This window comes from Pseudomonas entomophila (genome assembly GCF_029193575.1).
In the GTDB taxonomy this organism is placed as follows: domain Bacteria; phylum Pseudomonadota; class Gammaproteobacteria; order Pseudomonadales; family Pseudomonadaceae; genus Aquipseudomonas; species Aquipseudomonas entomophila_G.
On the sequence record NZ_JARGCS010000012.1, the window covers coordinates 363662 to 384157 of the forward strand.

General features: G+C 65.5%; 17 protein-coding genes. 3 read left to right on the top strand and 14 right to left on the bottom strand.

Annotated features, from left to right (window positions below; all coding sequences use genetic code 11):
• Window positions 1-79: 79 nt before the first annotated feature.
• Window positions 80-1195, top strand: a complete 1116-nt coding sequence (lptF, locus tag P0Y43_RS06430) for an LPS export ABC transporter permease LptF (RefSeq protein ID WP_275636454.1) — start codon at window positions 80-82, stop codon at window positions 1193-1195.
• The gene (gene lptG, locus P0Y43_RS06435) at window positions 1188-2249 is read left to right on the top strand and encodes an LPS export ABC transporter permease LptG (protein ID WP_275636455.1); all 1062 of its coding nucleotides are present in this window, start codon (window positions 1188-1190) and stop codon (window positions 2247-2249) included. The genes lptF and lptG overlap by 8 nt, the downstream gene beginning before the upstream one ends.
• Before the next feature lie 115 nt (window positions 2250-2364).
• On the opposite strand, the gene P0Y43_RS06440 is transcribed toward lptG, so the two are convergent.
• The 12 genes from P0Y43_RS06440 to arcD (P0Y43_RS06495) form a co-directional block, all read right to left on the bottom strand.
• Window positions 2365-2853, bottom strand: coding sequence for an RDD family protein (locus P0Y43_RS06440; protein ID WP_275636456.1), 489 nt, complete (start codon window positions 2851-2853; stop codon window positions 2365-2367).
• Between the two features lie 88 nt (window positions 2854-2941).
• Complete coding sequence (locus tag P0Y43_RS06445) at window positions 2942-3154, bottom strand: cold-shock protein (protein ID WP_003257941.1); 213 nt, start codon at window positions 3152-3154, stop codon at window positions 2942-2944.
• Window positions 3155-3502: 348 nt separating this feature from the next.
• Window positions 3503-4624, bottom strand: coding sequence for a glycine cleavage system aminomethyltransferase GcvT (gene gcvT / locus P0Y43_RS06450; RefSeq protein WP_275636457.1), 1122 nt, complete (start codon window positions 4622-4624; stop codon window positions 3503-3505).
• Between the two features lie 27 nt (window positions 4625-4651).
• Window positions 4652-6028, bottom strand: coding sequence for an L-serine ammonia-lyase (locus P0Y43_RS06455; protein ID WP_275636458.1), 1377 nt, complete (start codon window positions 6026-6028; stop codon window positions 4652-4654).
• 155 nt (window positions 6029-6183) lie between these two features.
• The gene (gene gcvP, locus P0Y43_RS06460; RefSeq protein WP_275636459.1) at window positions 6184-9039 is read right to left on the bottom strand and encodes an aminomethyl-transferring glycine dehydrogenase; all 2856 of its coding nucleotides are present in this window, start codon (window positions 9037-9039) and stop codon (window positions 6184-6186) included.
• A 9-nt stretch (window positions 9040-9048) separates the two neighbouring features.
• The gene (gcvH, locus tag P0Y43_RS06465; protein ID WP_275636460.1) at window positions 9049-9432 is read right to left on the bottom strand and encodes a glycine cleavage system protein GcvH; all 384 of its coding nucleotides are present in this window, start codon (window positions 9430-9432) and stop codon (window positions 9049-9051) included.
• A gap of 321 nt (window positions 9433-9753) precedes the next feature.
• Window positions 9754-11262 carry a sigma-54-dependent transcriptional regulator gene (locus tag P0Y43_RS06470; RefSeq protein WP_275636461.1) on the bottom strand — a complete coding sequence of 503 codons (1509 nt, stop codon included), beginning with the start codon at window positions 11260-11262 and terminating at the stop codon, window positions 9754-9756.
• Window positions 11263-11380: 118 nt separating this feature from the next.
• Window positions 11381-11755, bottom strand: a complete 375-nt coding sequence (locus P0Y43_RS06475; RefSeq protein ID WP_275636462.1) for a DUF5064 family protein — start codon at window positions 11753-11755, stop codon at window positions 11381-11383.
• Window positions 11756-11809: 54 nt separating this feature from the next.
• On the bottom strand, window positions 11810-12739 hold the full coding sequence (arcC, locus tag P0Y43_RS06480; RefSeq protein ID WP_275636463.1) for a carbamate kinase: 930 nt from the start codon (window positions 12737-12739) through the stop codon (window positions 11810-11812).
• A gap of 141 nt (window positions 12740-12880) precedes the next feature.
• A complete protein-coding gene (locus P0Y43_RS06485) occupies window positions 12881-13891 on the bottom strand; it encodes an ornithine carbamoyltransferase (RefSeq protein ID WP_275636464.1) in 1011 nt (336 codons plus the stop codon).
• Window positions 13892-13960: 69 nt separating this feature from the next.
• Window positions 13961-15214, bottom strand: a complete 1254-nt coding sequence (gene arcA / locus P0Y43_RS06490) for an arginine deiminase (protein WP_275636465.1) — start codon at window positions 15212-15214, stop codon at window positions 13961-13963.
• 35 nt (window positions 15215-15249) lie between these two features.
• Window positions 15250-16677, bottom strand: coding sequence for an arginine-ornithine antiporter (gene arcD, locus P0Y43_RS06495; RefSeq protein ID WP_275636466.1), 1428 nt, complete (start codon window positions 16675-16677; stop codon window positions 15250-15252).
• A 436-nt stretch (window positions 16678-17113) separates the two neighbouring features.
• On the opposite strand from arcD (P0Y43_RS06495), the gene arcD (P0Y43_RS06500) reads away from it, so the two are divergent.
• Window positions 17114-18541 carry an arginine-ornithine antiporter gene (gene arcD, locus P0Y43_RS06500; protein WP_275636467.1) on the top strand — a complete coding sequence of 476 codons (1428 nt, stop codon included), beginning with the start codon at window positions 17114-17116 and terminating at the stop codon, window positions 18539-18541.
• Between the two features lie 101 nt (window positions 18542-18642).
• On the opposite strand, the gene P0Y43_RS06505 is transcribed toward arcD (P0Y43_RS06500), so the two are convergent.
• Together P0Y43_RS06505 and P0Y43_RS06510 are read right to left on the bottom strand one after the other, a co-directional pair.
• Window positions 18643-19980, bottom strand: a complete 1338-nt coding sequence (locus tag P0Y43_RS06505) for a CoA transferase (RefSeq protein ID WP_275636468.1) — start codon at window positions 19978-19980, stop codon at window positions 18643-18645.
• A 58-nt stretch (window positions 19981-20038) separates the two neighbouring features.
• Window positions 20039-20452: a YbaN family protein gene (locus tag P0Y43_RS06510; protein WP_275636469.1), complete on the bottom strand. Its 414-nt coding sequence runs from the start codon at window positions 20450-20452 to the stop codon at window positions 20039-20041.
• Window positions 20453-20496 lie beyond the last annotated feature (44 nt).

Sequence of the window (20496 nt, forward strand, 5' to 3'; positions counted from 1 at the left end):
GCATTGGGCTTGGCCGCACCAAGTCATCGTTGGCGCCATTATCTGGCAGTCCACCCCTGACAACCCAGGAGTGTCTGGTTTGATCGTCTTTCGTTATCTGTCCCGCGAGGTCCTGGTGACCTTGAGCGCCGTCAGCGCCGTGCTGCTGGTGATCATCATGAGCGGGCGCTTCATCAAGTACCTGGCCCAGGCGGCCCAGGGCGCGCTCGACCCGGGCGTGCTGTTCATGATCATGGGCTTTCGCCTGCCTGGCTTCCTGCAACTGATCCTGCCCCTGGGCCTGTTCCTCGGCATCCTCCTGGCTTATGGCCGGCTGTACCTGGAGAGTGAGATGACCGTGCTCTCGGCTACCGGCATGAGCCAGCAGCGCCTGCTGGGCCTGACCATGGCGCCGGCCGCGTTGGTCGCCCTGCTGGTGGCCTGGTTGAGCCTGAGCCTGGCACCGCAAGGTGTTTCCCAGGTGCAGCAGATCATCGCCCAGCAGGACGCCCTGACCGAGTTCGACACCCTGGTGCCGGGCCGCTTCCAGACCCTGCGCGACGGCACCCGGGTGACCTACACAGAGCAGTTGTCCGACGACCGTGTCAACCTCGGTGGCGTGTTCATCTCCGAGAAGCGCTTCAACCAGGACAAGACCAAGGACCGCGCTCCGTCCGTGCTGGTCGCCGAGAAAGGCCACCAGGAAGTGCAGGCCGACGGCAACCGCTACCTGATCCTGCAGAACGGCTACCGCTACGACGGCAACCCCGGCCAGGCCGACTACCGCGCGATCAAGTACGACACCTACGGGGTGCTGTTGCCCAAGCCTGAAGTCGCCGAGGAGGTGACCGAGCGCGAAGCCATCCCGACCCGCGACCTGTTCGGCCATGACGGCCTGCGCGAGCGTGCCGAGTTGCAATGGCGCCTGTCGCTGCCGCTGCTGGTGTTCATCGTGACCCTGCTGGCGGTGCCGCTGGCCAAGGTCAACCCGCGCCAGGGCCGCTTCCTCAAGCTGCTGCCGGCGATCCTCCTGTACATGGCCTACCTGACGATGCTGATTTCCGTTCGCGGCGCCCTGGAGAAGGGCAAATTGCCGATGTCGCTGGGCATCTGGTGGGTCCACGGCCTGTTCCTGCTCATTGGCCTTGGGCTGATGTACTGGGAGCCGCTGCGCCTCAAGCACGCCGCTCGTCGTGCGGAGGTGGCGCATGGCTAAGCTCGACCGCTACATCGGCCAGAGCGTGCTGCTGGCCATTCTCGCCGTGCTGGGGATCATCCTTGGCCTGGCCTCGCTGTTCGCCTTCATCGACGAGATGGGCGACCTGAGCGACACCTACACCCTGATGGACGCCGGCAGCTTCGTGCTGCTGACCGCGCCGCGCCGGCTCTACGACATGCTGCCGATGGCCGCGCTGATCGGCTGCCTGATCGGCCTGGGCAGCCTGGCCAGCGCCAGCGAGCTGACCATCATGCGCGCTGCCGGCGTGTCCATCGGGCGCATCGTCTGGGCGGTGATGAAGCCGATGCTGGTGCTGATGCTGGTGGGCCTGCTGATCGGCGAGTACGTGGCTCCGGTGACCGAGAACAAGGCCCAGGCCGAGCGTTCCCTGGCCCAGGGCGGCGGCGAGGCGCAGAGCTCCAAGCGCGGCATGTGGCACCGCCAGGGCGAGGAGTTCGTGCACATCAACTCGGTGCAGCCCAACGGCTTGCTGCTGGGGGTGACCCGCTACCGCTTCGACGACCAGCGCAAGATCGTCACCTCCAGCTTCGCCCGCCGCGCCCAGTACCATGAAGGCCGCTGGGTGCTGAGCGACGTCAGCACCACCTACTTCCGTGGCGACCACACCGAGGTGGTGAAGAACGCCGAGGAGCCGTGGGACGTGTCGGTGACGCCGGAACTGCTCAATACCGTGGTACTGCCGCCGGAGTCGCTGTCGATCACTGGGCTGTGGGACTACATCCATTACCTGGCCGACCAGGGGTTGAACAACGCCCGCTACTGGCTGGCGTTCTGGACCAAGATCCTGCAGCCGGCGGTGACCGCGGCGCTGGTGCTGATGGCGATTTCCTTCATCTTCGGCCCGCTGCGCTCGGTGACCCTGGGCCAGCGCGTGTTCACCGGTGTGCTGGTGGGCTTCGTGTTCCGCATCGCCCAGGACCTGCTGGGGCCATCGAGCCAGGTGTTTGGCTTCCCGCCGCTGTTGGCGGTGGTGATTCCGGCCGGGATCTGCGCGTTGGCTGGGGTATGGTTGTTGCGTCGGGCGGGGTGACAGTCTGGCGCGAATTGCAAAAGCCGACCTTTGGGTCGGCTTTTTTGTGGCTCGGAGGTGGCTTTATCGCGGGGCAAGCCCGCTCAGGAGGAGTGGTGCTTTCGGCGGCTCCGGATCATTTCTTCTGCTTTGGGATCCGCACCAACTGGGTTTCCGAATAGATGTCGTGCCAGCTGCGCTTGCGCTTGTCGAACAGCGACCAGATGAACCCCAACCCCAGGCACAGCAACGACGCGATCGACACCACGAAGCGCAACAGCGCTTGCCACAGGCTGATCGCGCTGCCATCGGCGTTCTGCACGCGCACCCCCCACACCTGCATGCCCAGGGTCTGGCCGCCGTGAGTCCAGAACTTGGCGAAGAAACCGAACAGTGCGAACAGCAGCACGGTCGACAGCAACGGGTCGCCATCCAGCGCTCCCGCCTCGGTCAGTGCGCGCATGCGCGTTTCGCCGATGATCGCCATCTGGATCATCTTGTACACCAGCGTGGTGACCATCAGCAGCGCCGTGCACAGCAGGAAGTCGTAGAACATCGCGGCCAGGCGACGGCCCAGGCCGACCGGTGGGAAATCACCCTGGGGGTTGAGCAGAGGCTTGGACATGCACGGGGCTCCGAGTGGTGAAGCCGACATTCTACGGGCAAAAAAAAACCCCTGCACTTGGCAGGGGCTTTTGCGGGTCGGGTTCGGCTTAGCCGGCGACCTGAACCTTGTCAGCCTGCATGCCTTTCTGGCCTTGCACGGCTTCGAAAGTGACTTTCTGGCCTTCTTTCAGGCTCTTGAAGCCGTTGCCTTCGATGGCGCGGAAGTGAACGAACAGATCCGGACCGCTCTCTGGGGTGATGAAGCCATAACCTTTCTCGTCATTGAACCACTTGACGGTACCGTTCTGACGCTCAGCCATTGTCTTATTTCCTATGAAACTTGAATTTTGATGACAGTTTCTTTCACATCGTTTTGTAAGTGAAAGACTACTGGGCTGGGTTGCAGGAAAGTAAGAGACGTCGAACGGGTTGTAGCAGATTGCGGCTACTGGCCCAGGTCACGAACTGTTGCGACCCATGCAAACACAGTGCAGTGACTCTACGCCAACTCCAGCGACAAAAACAAGCCCTTTGCAAAGCCCCGAATCGGGCTTTTGCCGATAACCGACATATTTGTCGGAAACGGCATGGCGCCTGGCCTGGCGCCATGTTCAAAAGTTATTGGGCAGGTTCGAAATCGAATATGTGGAGCCTGCCGGACAGGTCGTTCAGCCGCGATAGTAACGTTGCGCCACGAAAGGCATTTTGCTGACTTTCAAGGCAACTTGCTTGCCGCGCACAACGGCAAACAATGGGGTGTCGAGTGCGGCATGTTCGCTATCGACATATCCCATTGCCACCGGCGCGCCCAAGGTCGGGCCGAAGCCGCCGCTGCACACTTGGCCCACGGTCTTGCCGTTGCCATCGACGATCTCCGCGGCCTCACGCACCGGGGTGCGCTCCTGCGGCAGCAGGCCGACCCGCTTGCGCGCCACGCCAGCCTGCTGCTGGGCGAATACCGTGGCCGCGCCGGGGAAGCCGCCGGCCCGCGCGCCGTCGGCGCGGCGCACCTTGGAGATGGCCCACAACAGGCTCGCTTCCACTGGGCTGGTGGTGGTGTTCATGTCGTGGCCATAGAGGCACAGGCCGGCTTCCAGGCGCAGCGAGTCGCGCGCGCCGAGGCCGATGGCCTGTACTTCGGGCTCGGCCAGCAGGCGGCGGGCCAGGGCGTCGGCGGCGTCGGCCGGCACCGAGATTTCGTAGCCGTCCTCGCCGGTGTAGCCCGAGCGGCTGACGAAGCAGTCTTCGCCCAGCAGGCTCAGTGGGCGGAATTGCATGAAGGTCATGCCAGCCACTTCCGGGGCCAGGCGCTCCAGCACCTTCACCGCTGCGGGGCCTTGCAGGGCCAGCAGGGCACGTTGCTCGAACAGCGGCTCGATCTCGCAACGCGTGCCGATGCGTGCGCGCAGATGAGCCAGGTCCTGGTCCTTGCAGGCGGCGTTGACCACCAGGAACAGCGTGTCGTCACCGAGGTTGGCGACCATCAGGTCGTCGAGGATGCCACCTTGCTCGTTGGTGAACATGGCATAGCGCTGCATGCCCACCGGCAGGTCGATGATGTCCACCGGCACCAGAGTTTCCAGGGCCTGGGCGGCATCAGCGCCACGCAGGACGATCTGGCCCATGTGCGAGACGTCGAACAGACCGGCCTGCTCGCGGGTGTGCAGGTGCTCCTTGAGCACGCCCAGCGGGTACTGCACGGGCATGTCGTAGCCGGCGAACGGCACCATGCGCGCGCCCAGTTCCAGGTGCAGGGCGTGCAGTGGGGTCTTGAGCAGTGTTTCGGACATCGGTAACTCCTTGGGTTCTTGTTCGGGTCAACATTCGATGATGTTGACGGCCAGACCGCCGCGGGCGGTCTCCTTGTACTTGCTTTTCATGTCGGCGCCGGTCTGGCGCATGGTGCGGATGACCTTGTCGAGCGAGACGAAGTGCTGCCCGTCGCCGCGCAAGGCCATGCGCACCGCGTTGATGGCCTTGACCGAGCCCATGGCATTGCGCTCGATGCAAGGCACCTGGACCAGCCCGCCGATGGGGTCGCAGGTCAGGCCCAGGTTGTGTTCCATGCCAATCTCGGCGGCGTTCTCCACCTGTTGCGGGGTGCCGCCCATGACTTCGCACAGGGCGCCGGCGGCCATCGAGCAGGCCACGCCGACCTCGCCCTGGCAGCCGACCTCGGCCCCGGAGATCGAGGCGTTTTCCTTGTAGAGGATGCCGATGGCGGCGGCGGTGAGCAGGAAGCGCACCACGCCATCTTCGCTGGCGCCGGGGATGAAGCGCATGTAGTAGTGCAGCACCGCCGGGACGATGCCCGCCGCGCCGTTGGTCGGCGCGGTGACCACGCGCCCGCCGTAGGCGTTTTCCTCGTTCACCGCCAGGGCGTAGAGGTTGACCCAGTCGAGGACCGACAGCGCATCGCGCAGGCTGGCCTCGGGGTGGCGACTGAGCTGGCGGTACAGCGCCGGGGCGCGGCGCTTGACCTTGAGGCCACCGGGCAGGATGCCTTCATGGCGGTAGCCGGCCTCGACGCAGTCCTGCATCACCTGCCAGATGTGCAGCAGCCCCGTGCGGGTCTCGGCCTCCGGGCGCCAGGCCGCCTCGTTGGCCAGCATCACCTGGCTGACCGACAACTGCTGCGCGGCGCAGTGGCCGAGCAGTTCCCGGGCGGTCTTGAACGGGTAGGGCAGGACGGTGCTGTCCTCGACGATGCGGTCGTGGCCGGCGGCGTCCTCGTCGACCACGAAGCCGCCACCCACCGAGTAGTACTCGCGGCTGCGGATCTGCAGCCCGGCCTCGTCGAAGGCGCGGAAGATCATGCCGTTGGGGTGGTAGTCCAGCGGTTTGCGGATCATCGCCAGGTGCTGCTTCTCGACGAAGGCGATCTCGTGCTCGCCAAGCAGGCGCAGCCGCCCGCTGCTGCGGATCGCCTGCAAACGCTCGGGGATGGATTCGGTATCGACGGTGTCCGGGTGCTCGCCTTCCAGGCCGAGCAGCACCGCCTTGTCGCTGCCGTGGCCCTTGCCGGTGGCGCCGAGCGAGCCATACAGCTCGGCCTTGACGCTCACGGTGCGCGCCAGCAGACCGTCGCGGCGCAGCCCTTCGGCGAAGCGCGCGGCAGCGCGCATCGGGCCGACGGTGTGGGAGCTGGAGGGGCCGATGCCGATCTTGAACAGGTCGAAGACGCTCAGTGACATGGGTTCCTCCTGCCAGGTTCGGCGGGTTGAGGGGGAGCCTGTGGGAGCGGGTTCATCCGCGAATGCGGCGGTGAGTCCACCATTGCATTCGCGGGTAAACACGCTCCCACAGGGCGCGTGGCCCGCACCGGAGAACGGCGCGGGCCAAGGAGCTATCAGGCGTCCTGGTAGCTCTCGATCGACGGGCAGGCGCACACCAGGTTGCGGTCGCCGTAGACGTTGTCGACCCGGCCGACCGGTGGCCAGTACTTGCCCTCCACCAGGCTCGGCAGCGGGTACACCGCCTGCTCGCGGCTGTAGCCGTGGGCCCATTCGCCGACCAGCTCCGCCGCAGTGTGCGGGGCGTTCTTCAGCGGGTTGTCGTCCTTGTCCAGGCTGCCGCTCTCGACCGCGCGGATCTCCTCGCGGATCTGGACCATCGCGTCGCAGAAGCGGTCCAGCTCTTCCTTGGACTCGCTTTCGGTCGGCTCGATCATCAGCGTGCCCGCCACCGGGAACGACATGGTCGGGGCGTGGAAGCCAAAGTCGATCAGGCGCTTGGCCACGTCATCGACACTGATGCCGCTGGTGTCCTTGAGCGGGCGCAGGTCGAGGATGCACTCGTGGGCGACCAGGCCATTGCCGCCGGTGTACAGCACAGGATAGTGCTCTTCCAGGCGACGGGCGATGTAGTTGGCATTGAGGATGGCCATCTGCGAGGCACGCTTGAGGCCGGCGCCACCCATCATACGAATGTACATCCAGGTGATCGGCAGGATGCTGGCGCTGCCGAACGGCGCCGCGCACACCGCGCCCTCGGTGTTGCCCAGGGTCGCGTGGCCCGGCAGGAACGGCGCCAGGTGCGATTTCACGCCGATCGGGCCGACGCCCGGGCCGCCACCGCCGTGGGGGATGCAGAAGGTCTTGTGCAGGTTCAGGTGCGAGACGTCGCCGCCGAACTTGCCCGGGGCGCACAGGCCGACCATGGCGTTCATGTTGGCGCCGTCGATGTACACCTGGCCGCCGTTGTCGTGGATGATCGCGCAGATTTCGCCGATGGCTTCCTCGAACACGCCGTGGGTCGACGGGTAGGTGATCATGATCGCCGCCAGGCGTTCACGGTGCTCGATGGCCTTGGCGCGCAGGTCGTCGATATCGACGTTGCCACGCGCGTCGCAGGCGGTGACCACCACGCGCATGCCAGCCATGTGCGCGGTCGCCGGGTTGGTGCCGTGGGCCGAGGATGGGATCAGGCAGATGTCGCGGTGGCCCTCGCCGCGGCTGCGGTGGTAGGCGCGGATCGCCAGCAGGCCGGCGTATTCACCCTGCGAGCCGGCGTTGGGCTGCAGCGACACGGCGTCGTAGCCGGTGGCGGCGCAGAGCATGGCCTCCAGCTCGGTGGTCATTTCCAGGTAGCCCTGGCTCTGCTCGGCCGGGGCGAACGGGTGCAGGTTGCCGAACTCGGCCCAGGTCACCGGGATCATCTCGCTGGCGGCGTTGAGCTTCATGGTGCACGAGCCCAGCGGGATCATGCTGCGGTCCAGCGCCAGGTCCTTGTCGGCCAGGCGGCGCAGGTAGCGCATCAGCTCGGTTTCGCTGTGGTAGCGGTTGAACACCGGGTGTTCGAGGATCGCCGACTGGCGCAGCAGCGCCGCCGGAAGGCGCGAGCCGGTGGCGGCGGCCAGGGCGGCGAAGTCAGGCAGGGCCTGGCCGTTGGCGAACAGGCTCCACAAGGCCTCGACGTCGGCCTGGGTGCTGGTCTCGTCCAGCGACAGGCCCAGCTGGGCGGCGTCGATCTGGCGCAGGTTCAGGCGCTGGGCGCGGGCCTTGTCGTGCAGGCTGGCAGTGGCGTCAGCGGTGGCCAGGGCCAGGGTGTCGAAGAAGGCGCCGGTTGCGACCTGGACGCCCAGTTGCTCGAGGCCAGCGGCGAGGATCGCGGTCAGCGCGTGGGTGCGTTCGGCGATGCGCTTGAGGCCGGCCGGGCCATGGTACACGGCGAACATGCTGGCGATGTTGGCCAGCAGCACCTGGGCGGTACAGATGTTGCTGGTGGCCTTCTCGCGACGGATGTGCTGCTCGCGGGTTTGCATGGCCAGGCGCAGGGCGGTCTTGCCGAAGCGGTCGATCGACACGCCGACCAGGCGGCCCGGCATGTCGCGCTTGAACGCGTCACGGGTGGCGAAGTAGGCCGCGTGCGGGCCGCCGAAGCCCAGTGGCACGCCGAAGCGCTGGGCGCTGCCGATGGCCACGTCGGCGTCGAACTCGCCCGGCGGGGTCAGCAGGGTCAGGGCCAGCAGGTCGGCGGCCACGGCCACCAGGGCGCCGGCGCCGTGCAGGCGCTGCACCAGCTCGCGGTAGTCGAACACCTCGCCGTTGCTGGCCGGGTATTGCAGCAGGGCGCCGAAGAAGGCGGACACATCGCCCAGTTCGCGCTCATCGCCAACCACCACTTCGATGCCCAGGGGTTCGGCACGGGTGCGCAGCACGTCGAGGGTCTGCGGGTGGCAGTGCACGGAGGCGAAGAAGGCATGGCTGGCCTTGTTCTTCGACAGGCGCTTGCAGAAGGTCATGGCTTCGGCGGCGGCGGTGGCCTCGTCGAGCAAGGAGGCGTTGGCGATCGGCAGGCCGGTCAGGTCGCTGATCAGGGTCTGGAAGTTCAGCAGCGCTTCCAGGCGGCCCTGGGAGATTTCCGGCTGGTAGGGGGTGTAGGCGGTGTACCAGGCCGGGTTTTCCAGCAGGTTGCGCAGGATCGGCGCCGGGGTGTGGGTGTTGTAGTAGCCCTGGCCGATGAAGCTCTTGAACAGTTGGTTCTTGCCAGCGATGGCCTTCAGCGCGGCGAGGGCGTCGGCCTCGCTCTGGCCGTCGTGGCTGCCGAGCACGCTGGTGCCCTTGATGCTGTCGGGGATGACCGCGGCGGTCATGGCGTCCAGCGAGTCGAAGCCCAGGGTGGCGAGCATGGCGTGCTCATCGGTTGCGCGGGGGCCGATGTGGCGGGCGATGAATTCGTTGGCGGTACCGAGGTTGATGGTCATGGCAGGTCCTCAGGCGTCGGCGTTGGCGTTGAGCAGGCGATCATAGGCGTCCTGGTCGAGCAGGGCGGCTACCGCGTTGGCATCGCTGGGGATGAAGCGGAAGAACCAGCCTTCGCCCAGAGGGTCTTCGTTGACCAGCTCGGGGCTGTCGTTGAGTTGCTCGTTGACCGCCACGACCTCGCCGGCCAGGGGCATGTACACGCCGCTGGCGGCCTTGACCGACTCGACGGTGGAGGCTTCGGCGCCTTTGTCGTAGGCCTGAAGCTCCGGCAGTTGCACGTAGACCACGTCACCCAGGGCATTCTGGGCGTAGGCGGTGATGCCCACGGTGACACTGCCATCGGCCTCGACGCGCAGCCATTCGTGATCTTCGGTGAAACGCAACTCGCTCATGGGGATTCCTCGGGAAGCAGGGGGCGTGGGCGCGGTGGGCCGCGCTCTTGGTTGGGGAATCGCTTAGCAATAATGCGGCCATTTAAATAAATTTCTTTTAAATCAATAAGTTATTGGTTTTAAAAGTGATGAAGGCAGCATGACTTGTAATGAAATCGATACAGGCGTGCTGGGGATGAAAAGGTGCGGGGGATCAAACCCTTGGAGAAGTGGGGTCAGAGGAGGTTGTATCTAATTCGTTACGGTGTATTTAATTCGATACGCGGTGGGGAAGGTGCCCCGCCGTCCGTAGGCGCGGGCTGGCCCCGCGATGGGGCCGCCTCAACCTTTGCTTGGAATACCGTACTTGCGCAACCGCTGGGCAATGGCGCTGTGCGAGGTTTGTAGGCGCGCAGCCAGCTGGCGAGTGGAGGGGTGGCTGGTGTACAGGCGCTGTAGCAGCTCGCGCTCGAAATCCCCCACCGCCTGCTCCAGGCTCGCCACCTCGCCTTCCTGCCCCCGCGCCACCGAGGTGCCGGCGATATCCAGCCCGCCGATATCCACCACGTTGCCTTCGCAGATCGCCGCGGCGCGGAAGATCACGTTCTGCAACTGGCGCACATTGCCCGGCCATGGGTTGGCCAGCAGCGCAGCGTGGGTGGCCGGGGCCAGGCGGCAGGGCGGTCGCTGGATCTGCGTGCACGCCTGCTGCATGAAGAAATGCGCCAGCAGCAGGATGTCCTGGCCGCGCTCGCGCAGTGGCGGCACTTGGAGGTTGAGCACGTTCAGTCGGTAGAACAGGTCTTCGCGGAAGGTGCCCTCGGCGACCATGCGTTCCAGGTCGCGGTGGGTGGCGCTGATGATCCGCACATCCACCTTCACCTCGCGGTCGCCGCCCACCCGGCGGAAGCTGCCGTCGCTGAGAAAACGCAGCAGCTTGGCTTGCAGGTACGGTGACATCTCGCCGATCTCGTCGAGGAACACCGTGCCCTGGTTGGCCAGCTCCATCAGCCCCGGCTTGCCACCCCGCTGCGCGCCGGTGAAGGCGCCGGGGGCGTAGCCGAACAGCTCGCTCTCGGCCAGGCTCTCCGGCAGCGCGGCGCAGTTCAACGCCAGGAAGGGCGCGCCGTGGCGGCTGCTGATGGCGTGGCAGGCGCGGGCCACCAGCTCCTTGCCGGTGCCGGTCTCGCCGTGCACCAGCAGCGGGGCGTCAAGCGCCGCCACGCGCAGGGCGCGGGCCTTGAGGGTGCGGATGGCCGGGGAGTCGCCAAGCAGGGCGTCGAAGCCTTCGGCGTGGTCGTGGTACAGGGCCGACAGGCGCTCGCCCATGCGCGTGGGCGGGTACAGGGTGAGCAGGCCGCCGGCGTTGGTGATGGGCGTGGCGTCCAGCAGCAGGCTCTGGCCGTCGAGCTGCATTTCGCGCATCGGCAGGTGGAAATTGTTGTCCAGCAGCGCCTGCAACAGGCTCGGGTCGCCAAACAGCTCGCCCACCGAGCGGCCGGCCGACTCGCGCCCGCACAGCTCGATCAGCGCCGGGTTGGCCAGCAGCACCTTGCCGGCGCTGTCGACCGCCAGCACCGGGTCGCTCATGGCCGCCAGCAAGGCGTCGAGCTGCAGGTGACGGCGCTGGCCGGGAAGGATGTCGACCACCTGCACCGACTGCACCCCGTGCACCTCGAACAGCGCGTCGTGCAATTCCTCGAGCACGGCGGGGCTCAAGGTCGGGGCGTCGATGTAGACGTTCGGCGGCACCATCTCCACGGCATCGAGGTTGAGGTTGCGGGCACCGAGCAGGGCCAGGACTTCCTGGGTGATGCCGACGCGGTCGATGAAGCTGACGTGGATGCGCATGGGGGCAACGGACGTGGGGGAAAGGGCGTCAGTATGCCATTGGGAAGGGTGTCAGGCCCAATCGCGGGGCAAGTCGGATCGCGATGGCGGCGATCCGACTTGCCCCGCGATGGCGGCGTCAGGGATTGCCCAGGTGCTCCGGTTTCACCGGATCCCCGGATTTCACATCGAGCTTCTGGCGGATGTCCTCGAACATCGCGTCGTACAGCTTGTGCGGCGAGCCGAGGTTTTCGAATTTCTTCGGCGGTGCGAGATGCGCCTGGGCCTTGCGGCTCAAGACCATCAGGAAACTGGGCAGCACCTCGTCCTTGGCGAGGAAGAACTGCTCGTCCACCGGCTTGCCCTCGATGCTGCCATGCAGGCGGAACTGGATGCCGCGGCCTTGCGTGTTGTCCTGCGTGGCTTCGTACTCGATGTTGAGGTCGTAGCTGTGGTCGGCCTTGTTCAGCGCTGTGCGCTCGATATGAACGTGACCAGGTTGGAACTGGGCCATGGCGTTATCCTCCGAAAACTTGAAAACGGCGGGCACATGGCCCGCCAACCGCATTCAACGGTAGCTGATTCCTGGCGTGGCGGTACTGACACGGGTGCCAGCGCTGCCTTTGACGATGCCTTCGATGTTCTCCAGCGAGCTGATCACCGCCACCTTGCCGGTGTGCCGGGCGAAGTCGCAGGCGGCCTGGACCTTCGGTCCCATGGAGCCGGCGGCGAAGCCGAGGCGTTCGAGTTCGTCGGGGTGGGCCTGGGCGATGGCCTTCTGCGTGGGCTTGCCCCAGTCGACGTAGGCCGCGTCGACGTCGGTGGCGATGATCAGCAGGTCGGCGTCCAGTTGCTCGGCCAGCAGCGCCGAGCACAGGTCCTTGTCGATCACCGCCTCGACGCCCTTGAGCTTGCGGTTTTCGTCGTACAGGGTCGGGATGCCGCCACCGCCGGCGCAGATGACGATGCTGCTTTTCTCCAGCAGCCACTTGATCGGGCGGATTTCGAAGATGCGCTTGGGTTTGGGGCTGGCGACCACGCGCCGGTACTTGTCGCCGTCAGCCTTGACCACCCAGCCTTTCTCCTTGGCCAGGCGCTCGGCTTCTTCCTTGGCGTAGACCGGGCCTATGAACTTGGTCGGGTCCATGAAGGCCGGGTCGTTGGCGTCGACCTCGACCTGGGTGAGCAGGGTGGCGAAGGGCACCTCGAAGGCCAGCAGGTTGCCCAGCTCCTGTTCGATCATGTAGCCGATCATGCCTTCGGTCTCGGCACCGAGCACGTCCAGCGGGTAGGCCTCTTCGGGCTTGTAGGCCAGGCCCTGGAGCGACAGCAGGCCGACCTGCGGGCCGTTGCCGTGGGCGATGACCAGTTCGTTGCCAGGGTGGATCTTGGCGATCTGCTCGGTGGCGGTGCGGATATTGGCGCGCTGGTTGTCGGCGGTCATCGGCTCGCCGCGGCGCAGGAGGGCGTTGCCGCCCAATGCAACAACGATACGCATGGTGAAATGTCCTTTTGAGCGAAAGGTGGCCTCTGTAGGCGCGGGCTCGCCCCGCGATGGTGTCGGGCCAGACAGCAGCGTGGTGGTGGCTGGCCGTATCGCGGGGCAAGCCCGCTCCCACAGGGGGGAGCGGGCGTGGCTTTACAGGTCGGCCAGCGTCGATACCAGGATCGCCTTGATCGTGTGCATGCGGTTTTCCGCCTGCTCGAAGGCGATGCACGCCGGCGACTCGAACACGTCATCGGTCACTTCGATGCCGTTGGCCAGGTGCGGGTATTTCTCGGCAATCTGCTTGCCCACCTTGGTCTCGGAGTTGTGGAACGCCGGCAGGCAGTGCATGAACTTGCTGCGCGGGTTGCCGGTGGCCTTCATCAGCGCCTTGTTCACCTGGTACGGCAGCAACTGCTCGATGCGCTCGCCCCAGGCTTCCACCGGCTCGCCCATCGATACCCAGACGTCGGTGTGCACGAAGTCCACGCCCTTGACCGCGGCCTTCGGGTCTTCGGTCAGGGTGATGCGCGCGCCGCTTTCCTCCGCGTATTGCCTGCAGCGCTCGACCAGGTCGTCATGCGGCCACAGCGCCTTGGGCGCGGCGATGCGCACGTCCATGCCGAGCTTGGCGCCGATCAGCAACAGCGAGTTGCCCATGTTGTTGCGGGCATCGCCCAGGTAGGCGTAGCTGATGTCGTGCAGCGGCTTGTCGCTGTGTTCGCGCATGGTCAGCACGTCGGCGATCATCTGCGTCGGGTGATACTCGTCGGTGAGGCCGTTGAACACCGGCACGCCGGCGAACTTGGCCAGTTCCTCGACGATCTCCTGCTTGAAACCACGGTACTCGATGGCGTCGTACATGCGCCCGAGCACGCGGGCGGTGTCCTTCATGCTTTCCTTGTGGCCGATCTGCGAGGAATTGGGGTCGATGTAGGTGACGTTGGCGCCCTGGTCGTAGGCGGCCACCTCGAAGGCGCAGCGGGTGCGGGTGGAGGTCTTCTCGAAGATCAGGGCGATGTTGTTGCCCTTCAGGTGCTGCTGCTCGGTGCCGGTGTACTTGGCGCGCTTGAGGTCGCGGGACAGGTCCAGCAGGTAGCGCAGCTCGCGGGTGGAGTGGTGCTCCAGGCTGAGCAGGTTGCGGTTGTGGATGTTGAACGCCATGACGGCTCTCCTTGAATGCGTTGATGAGCCCGGCCATCGCCTCGTGAACGCGGCCGGGCGTGATGGGCGTCAGTAGTCGATCGGGTCGCGCACGATCGGGCAGGTCATGCAGTGGCCGCCGCCGCGGCCCCGGCCCAGTTCACCGGCGCTGATGGTGATGACCTCGATCCCGGCCTTGCGCAGCAGGGTGTTGGTGTAGGTGTTGCGGTCGTAGCCGATGACCACGCCGGGCTCGAGGGCGACCACGTTGTTGCCGTCGTCCCATTGCTCGCGCTCGGCGGCGAAGCTGTTGCCGCCGGTCTCGACCACGCGCAGCTTGACCCCCAACTGCTCGCCGACCACCTCGATGAACGACTTGTGCTCGCGGCGCACGTCCATGCCGTAGGGCTTGCTTTCGTCGGGGCGGATGATGAACGGCACGATCTCGCGCACCACTTCCGGGAAGACCGTGACCAGGTCGCGGTCGCAGAAGCTGAACACGGTGTCCAGGTGCATGGCCGCGCGCGACTTGGGCAGCCCGGCGACGATGACTTTCTCCACCACGCCCTTGGCGAACAGGTTTTGCGCCAGTTGGCCGATGGCCTGGCGCGAAGTGCGCTCGCCCATGCCGATCAGCACGATGCCTTTGCCGATCGGCATCACGTCACCGCCTTCGAGGGTGGACTGGCCGTGTTCTTTGTCCGGGTCGCCGTACCACACCTGGAAGTCGGCGTTGGTGAACTGCGGGTGGAACGTGTAGATGGCGGTGGCCAGCAGGGTTTCCTGGCGTCGCGCCGGCCAGTACATCGGGTTGAGCGTGACGCCGCCGTAGATCCAGCAAGTGGTGTCGCGGGTGAACTGGGTGTTGGGCAGCGGCGGCAGGATGAAGCTGGAGTGGCCCAGGTAGTCGTTGTACATCTTCACCACGTCGGCGCCTTCGCTCTGCGGCAGGTCCTGGCCGGCCACGCCGCCGATCAGGAACTCGGCCAGGTGGCGCGGCTCCAGGCCTTCGAGCCAGCTGCGCACTTCGTTGTTGAGGCCGACGCCGACGGTGTCAGGGGTGATCTTGCGGTCGAGGATCCACTTCAGGGCTTCCTTGTTCTGCACGATATCGGTGAGCAGGTTGTGCATTTCCAGCACATCGACGCCGCGCTCGCGCATCTTGGTGACGAAGTCGAAGTGGTCGCGCTTGGCCTGGTCGACCCAGATCACGTCGTCGAACAGCAGCTCGTCGCAGTTGCTGGGGGTCAGCCGCTTGTGCGCCAGTCCTGGGGCGCAGACCATCACTTTACGCAGCTTGCCGGCTTCGGAATGCACGCCGTATTTCTGTTTTTCCGTGGACATGATTGCTTCCTCCAATAATTGCGAAGACGAAAGATTCAAAGGGTCAGGAAACCGTCGTACAGGCCGTAGGCCGCCACCAGGGCGCCAACGACCACGGCGGCGAAGATCAGCTTCTCCACAGGGGTGAAAATGGGTTGGCCCATTTCGCGCTTGGCCTTGGCGAACAGGATTGCGCCAGGGGCATAGAGCAGGGCCGACAACAGCAGGTACTTCACGCCACCGGCGTACAGCAGCCAGACGGCGTACAGCAGGGCGATGCCGCCGATGATCAGGTCCTTGCGTCGTTCGGACAGGGCCTGTTCGTAGGTTTCGCTGCGCACCGCCAGCAGCACGGCGTAGGCGGCCGACCACAGGTAGGGCACCAGGATCATCGAGGTGGCGAGGTAGATCAGCGACAGGTAGGTGCTGTTGGAGAACAGCGTGATGACCAGGAAGACCTGCACCATGGCGTTGGTCAGCCACAGGGCGTTGGCCGGCACCTGGTTGGCATTCTCACGGCGCAGGAACGCTGGCATGGTGTGGTCCTTGGCGGCGGCGAACATGATCTCGGCGCACAGCAGCACCCAGGACAGCAGCGCCCCCAGCAGCGAGATGATCAGGCCGACGCTGATCAGCACCGCGCCCCAGTGGCCGACCACGTGTTCCAGCACGGCGGCCATCGACGGGTTCTGCAGCTTGGCCAGCTCCGGTTGGGTCATCACGCCCATCGACAGCACGTTGACCAGCACCAGGAACAGCAGCACGGTAACGAAGCCGATGACCGTGGCCTTGCCCACGTCGGAGCGTTTTTCCGCCCGCGACGAGAAGATGCTCGCGCCTTCGATGCCGATGAACACCCACACGGTGACCAGCATCATGTTGCGCACCTGGTTCATCACGCTGCCCAGGTCGGGCGAGCCCAGGCCCCAGATGTCGGCGGTGAACACGTCGAGCTTGAAGGCGAACAGGCAGATCAGCGCGAACAGCACCAGCGGCACGACCTTGGCCACGGTGGTGACCAGGTTGATGAACGCCGCTTCCTTGATGCCCCGCAGCACCAGGAAGTGCACCGCCCACAGCAAGAGCGAAGCGCCGATCACCGCCGCTGGGGTATTGCCTTCGCCGAAGACCGGGAAGAAGTAGCCCAAGGTGCTGAACAGCAGCACGAAGTAGCCGACGTTGCCCAGCCAGGCGCTGATCCAGTAGCCCCAGGCCGAGGAGAAGCCCATGTAGTCGCCAAAGCCCGCCTTGGCGTAGGCGTACACGCCGCCGTCCAGGTCAGGCTTGCGGTTGGCCAGGGTCTGGAACACGAAGGCCAGGGTGAGCATGCCCACCGCAGTGATGGCCCAGCCGATCAGCACCGCACCGACCCCTGCGCTCGCGGCCATGTTTTGCGGTAGCGAAAAGATGCCGCCGCCAATCATCGAGCCAACCACAAGTGCAACAAGTGCGCCCAGTTTTAGTTTTCCGGGAGAATCAGACATTTAATAACTCCATGCCAGGAGAAAGTTGACGACAGAATAAATCTGACGCCGTGGTCATTCGCTGATTTAGATCAGTTCATGACGCCGTGAAGTGAGACAAATCCTTCACGCGCCTCCTGGAAAGTGCCGACAGCATGGCTGCAGGCCTTGGATGCTGGCACCTCCATGTCAATCTAGAGCAAACACTCTGTTTGGCCTGCGAACTCTGAAACTAGCTGCTTTTGGCCGTTTCGCAAATTTTTCTCAAGCAACGACTTAATTAATTGGGCGTTCGTGAGTTATCTCGCAGTTACCCTGTTGGCCAGGGGTTCGGCATAGACAAATGAGTTATGAGTGCTATAGCTTTAATGGCGTTGTCTAATAAACAGCTTGTAAACAAAGGCAGTGATAAAGTTGAGTGTTAAATGCCTGTAACTACACGCGTGCAGAGGACGGCATGAGCGAACCCGGACAGAAACTGCGCCTTGGCGCGCTGATCGCATTGGTGGTCGGTTCGATGATTGGCGGTGGCATCTTTTCGCTGCCGCAGAACATGGCCGCGCGCGCCGATGTCGGCGCGGTATTGATCGGCTGGGCCATCACCGCAGTGGGCATGTTGGCGCTGGCCTTCGTGTTCCAGACCCTGGCCAACCGCAAACCCGAACTGGACTCCGGTGTGTATGCGTACGCCAAGGCCGGTTTCGGCGAGTACATGGGCTTTTCCTCGGCCTGGGGCTACTGGATCAGCGCCTGGCTGGGCAACGTCGGTTACTTCGTGCTGTTGTTCAGCACCCTGGGTTTCTATTTCCCGGTGTTCGGTGAGGGCAACACGCCAGTGGCCATCGGCTGCGCCTCGTTGCTGCTGTGGGCGGTGCACTTTCTGGTGCTGCGCGGCATCAAGGAGGCGGCCTTCATCAACCAGGTGACCACCGTGGCCAAGGTGGTGCCGCTGCTGATCTTCATCGTCATCGCCGCCTTCGCCTTCCGTGCCGACATCTTCACCCGTGACATCTGGGGGCTGGGCAACCCGCAGTTCGGCAGCGTGCTGGAGCAGGTGCGCAACATGATGCTGGTGACGGTGTTCGTGTTCATCGGCATCGAAGGGGCCAGCGTGTATTCGGGGCGCGCCTTGTTACGCTCGGACGTTGGCAAGGCCACGGTCATCGGTTTTCTTGGCGTACTGGCGCTGCTGGTGCTGGTGAACGTGCTGTCACTGGGCGTCATGACCCAGCCGGAGCTGGCCGGGTTGCAGAACCCGTCGTTGGCCTCGGTGCTGGAGCATATCGTCGGGCCGTGGGGCGCGTTGCTGATCAGCATTGGCCTGGCGATATCGCTGCTGGGGGCGCTGCTGTCGTGGGCGCTGTTGTGCGCCGAGATCCTGTTCGCCACTGCGCGCGACAAGACCATGCCGCGCTTTCTGGCCCGCGAGAATGCCAACCATGTGCCCGCCAATGCGCTGTGGCTGACCAACTGCATGATCCAGGGGTTCCTGCTGATCACGCTGTTCTCGGCGGGCACCTACACCAGCCTGATCTACCTGGCGTCATCGATGATCCTGGTGCCGTACTTCTGGTCGGCGGCCTATGCCGTGCTGCTGGCCTGGCGCGGCGAGGGGTATGCCGGGCAGGCGGGCGTGCGCCGCAAGGACCTGCTGGTGGCGCTGGTGGCCCTGCTGTACGCGGTGTGGCTGCTGTATGCCGGTGGGTTGAAGTACCTGCTGTTGTCGGCACTGTTGTACGCGCCTGGGGTGATCTTGTTCGCCCGGGCCAAGCACGAGCAGGGGCAGGCGTTGTTCAGCGCCTGGGAGAAGCTGATTTTCGCGGCGGTACTGGTGGGGGCGGGATTGGCGGCGTATGGGTTGTATTCGGGGGTGTTGAGCCTTTGATCGTGGTTGTCCATGCCGGCCCTATCGCGGGGCAAGCCCGCTCCAGGTTCAACATCAGCGGATACCTGTAGCGGGCTTGCCCCGCGATAGGGCCGGTCAGCTCACCACCTCGGTTCGGCCGAGCCCAGTTCGCAGGCCCCTCGCTCCCAGCGCATCCGCGCCTCACCGACCTGCAACGGCCCGCTGACCCGCTGCGCCAGCCCCCAGGGCGTCTGCTCCATCTGCGGGTCAAGATCCTCCAGCGTTTCCGTCGCCAGCGGCAGATCTTCCCCCACCGTCCCATGCTCCACCAGCAGCTTCGCGGTACGCGCCAGCGAAAGCCGCGCCCGGCTTCCCTGGCCGCTGGCCAACCCACGGATCGCCTCGGCGGCCATCAGGTACCCGGTGGCATGGTCGAGCGCTTGCACCGGCAGCGGCACCGGCTGCTCGACCTGGCGCCAGCGCATGCCCTCGCGGGCGATGCCGCTGCTCATCTGCACCAGGCTGTCGAAGCCGCGGCGTTCCTGCCATGGCCCGCTCCAGCCATAGGCATTCAGGCTCACGTCGACCAGCCCGGGGTTGATCCGGCGCCGCTGCGCATGGTCATAACCCAGGTGCTCCAGAGCATCGGCGCGGTAGCCGTGCAGCAACACATCGGCCTCGCCCAGCAGCCGTTCGAACACTTGGCGGCCCTGGGCCTCGCGCAGGTCGAGGCGGGCGCAGCGCTTGCCCAGGGTGACCTCGGCCACCAGCGTTGGCTCTTCCCAGCCCGGCGGGTCGAGGCGCAGCACTTCGGCGCCGAAGCTGGCCAGCAGGCGGCTGGCGGTGGGGCCGGCGAGGATGCGGGTCAGGTCCAGTACCTTGACCCCGGCCAGTGGCCGTTGCGCGGTGCCTTGCCAGGTGCGGGGCGTGGATGCGGCGAGGGTTTCACGCACAACCAGTGGTTCCTGGTTGACCGCCTGGCCCTGCGGGTGGTCGCACCATTGCGCCCAGCTGCGCATTTTCGCTGCGCAACCGCCCGCTTCGACCACGGCGCTTTCCAGCGCCTCGGCCTCCCAGCGCGCCACCTCGGCAGCCACCGCCGCGCGTTCGGCCGGCACACCGAGCACGCCGAGGGCGGTTTGGCGGTGATGGGCGGCATTGGTATGCAGGCGAATCCAGCCGTCGCGGGTCGGGTAGTCGCCGGCCACCGCATCCCACAGCGGCGGCGCTTGCCAGCCCTGGGGGCGCAAGCTGCTGGTGAACCAGAAGGAGGCCAGGCGGCGGTCGACGCGCACCAGCGGGCAATGGTCGGTGCGCTGTTGCAGCAGCTCGGCCAGGGCCAGGCCCGCAGCGGCGATGCTGGCGGCGGCCAGGTCGGTGACGGCGAAAGCCGAGGGCAAGGCGCCCACGCCCTGCCAGCGCACGGCTGGGGGCGCGAGGTGAAGTTCGCGGGCGATGGTGTCGAGCAACAGTGGCATGCAGGATCCTCCGTGTCGGATCCAATTGCAGTACATCATGCACTGGGATGCAAATGCGTCAGCGTGGCACTTCGGTGGGGCCAACGGAGAGGGGGCGCTCGGGGCGTGACCAGATCCACAGGTTGCCCAGTGTCATCCCGGCGATGGCCAGGAACACCGGCCAGTGGTGTTCGAGGAACGTCAGCATCAGCCCGGCGCACAGCAGCATGCTGATGGTGGCGCTGACCTTGGCGCGGCGCTGGATGACCTTGCCGTTGCGCCAGTTGTACAGGATTGGCCCGAACAGTCGGTGGTTTTCCAGCCAGGCCGACAGGCGCGGCGAACTGCGGGTGGCGGCCCAGGCGGCGAGGAGGATGAATTCGGTGGTGGGCAGCCCGGGTATGACGATGGCGACCAGGCCGACCCCGAGGCTGGCATAGGCCAGGATCGCGTACAGCAGGCGGACGAAGCGGGAGCGGGCGGGTCGGGTCATGGTCTCACTGCAAAACGGTCCGGCCACCTGGGTGGTGGCCGGCG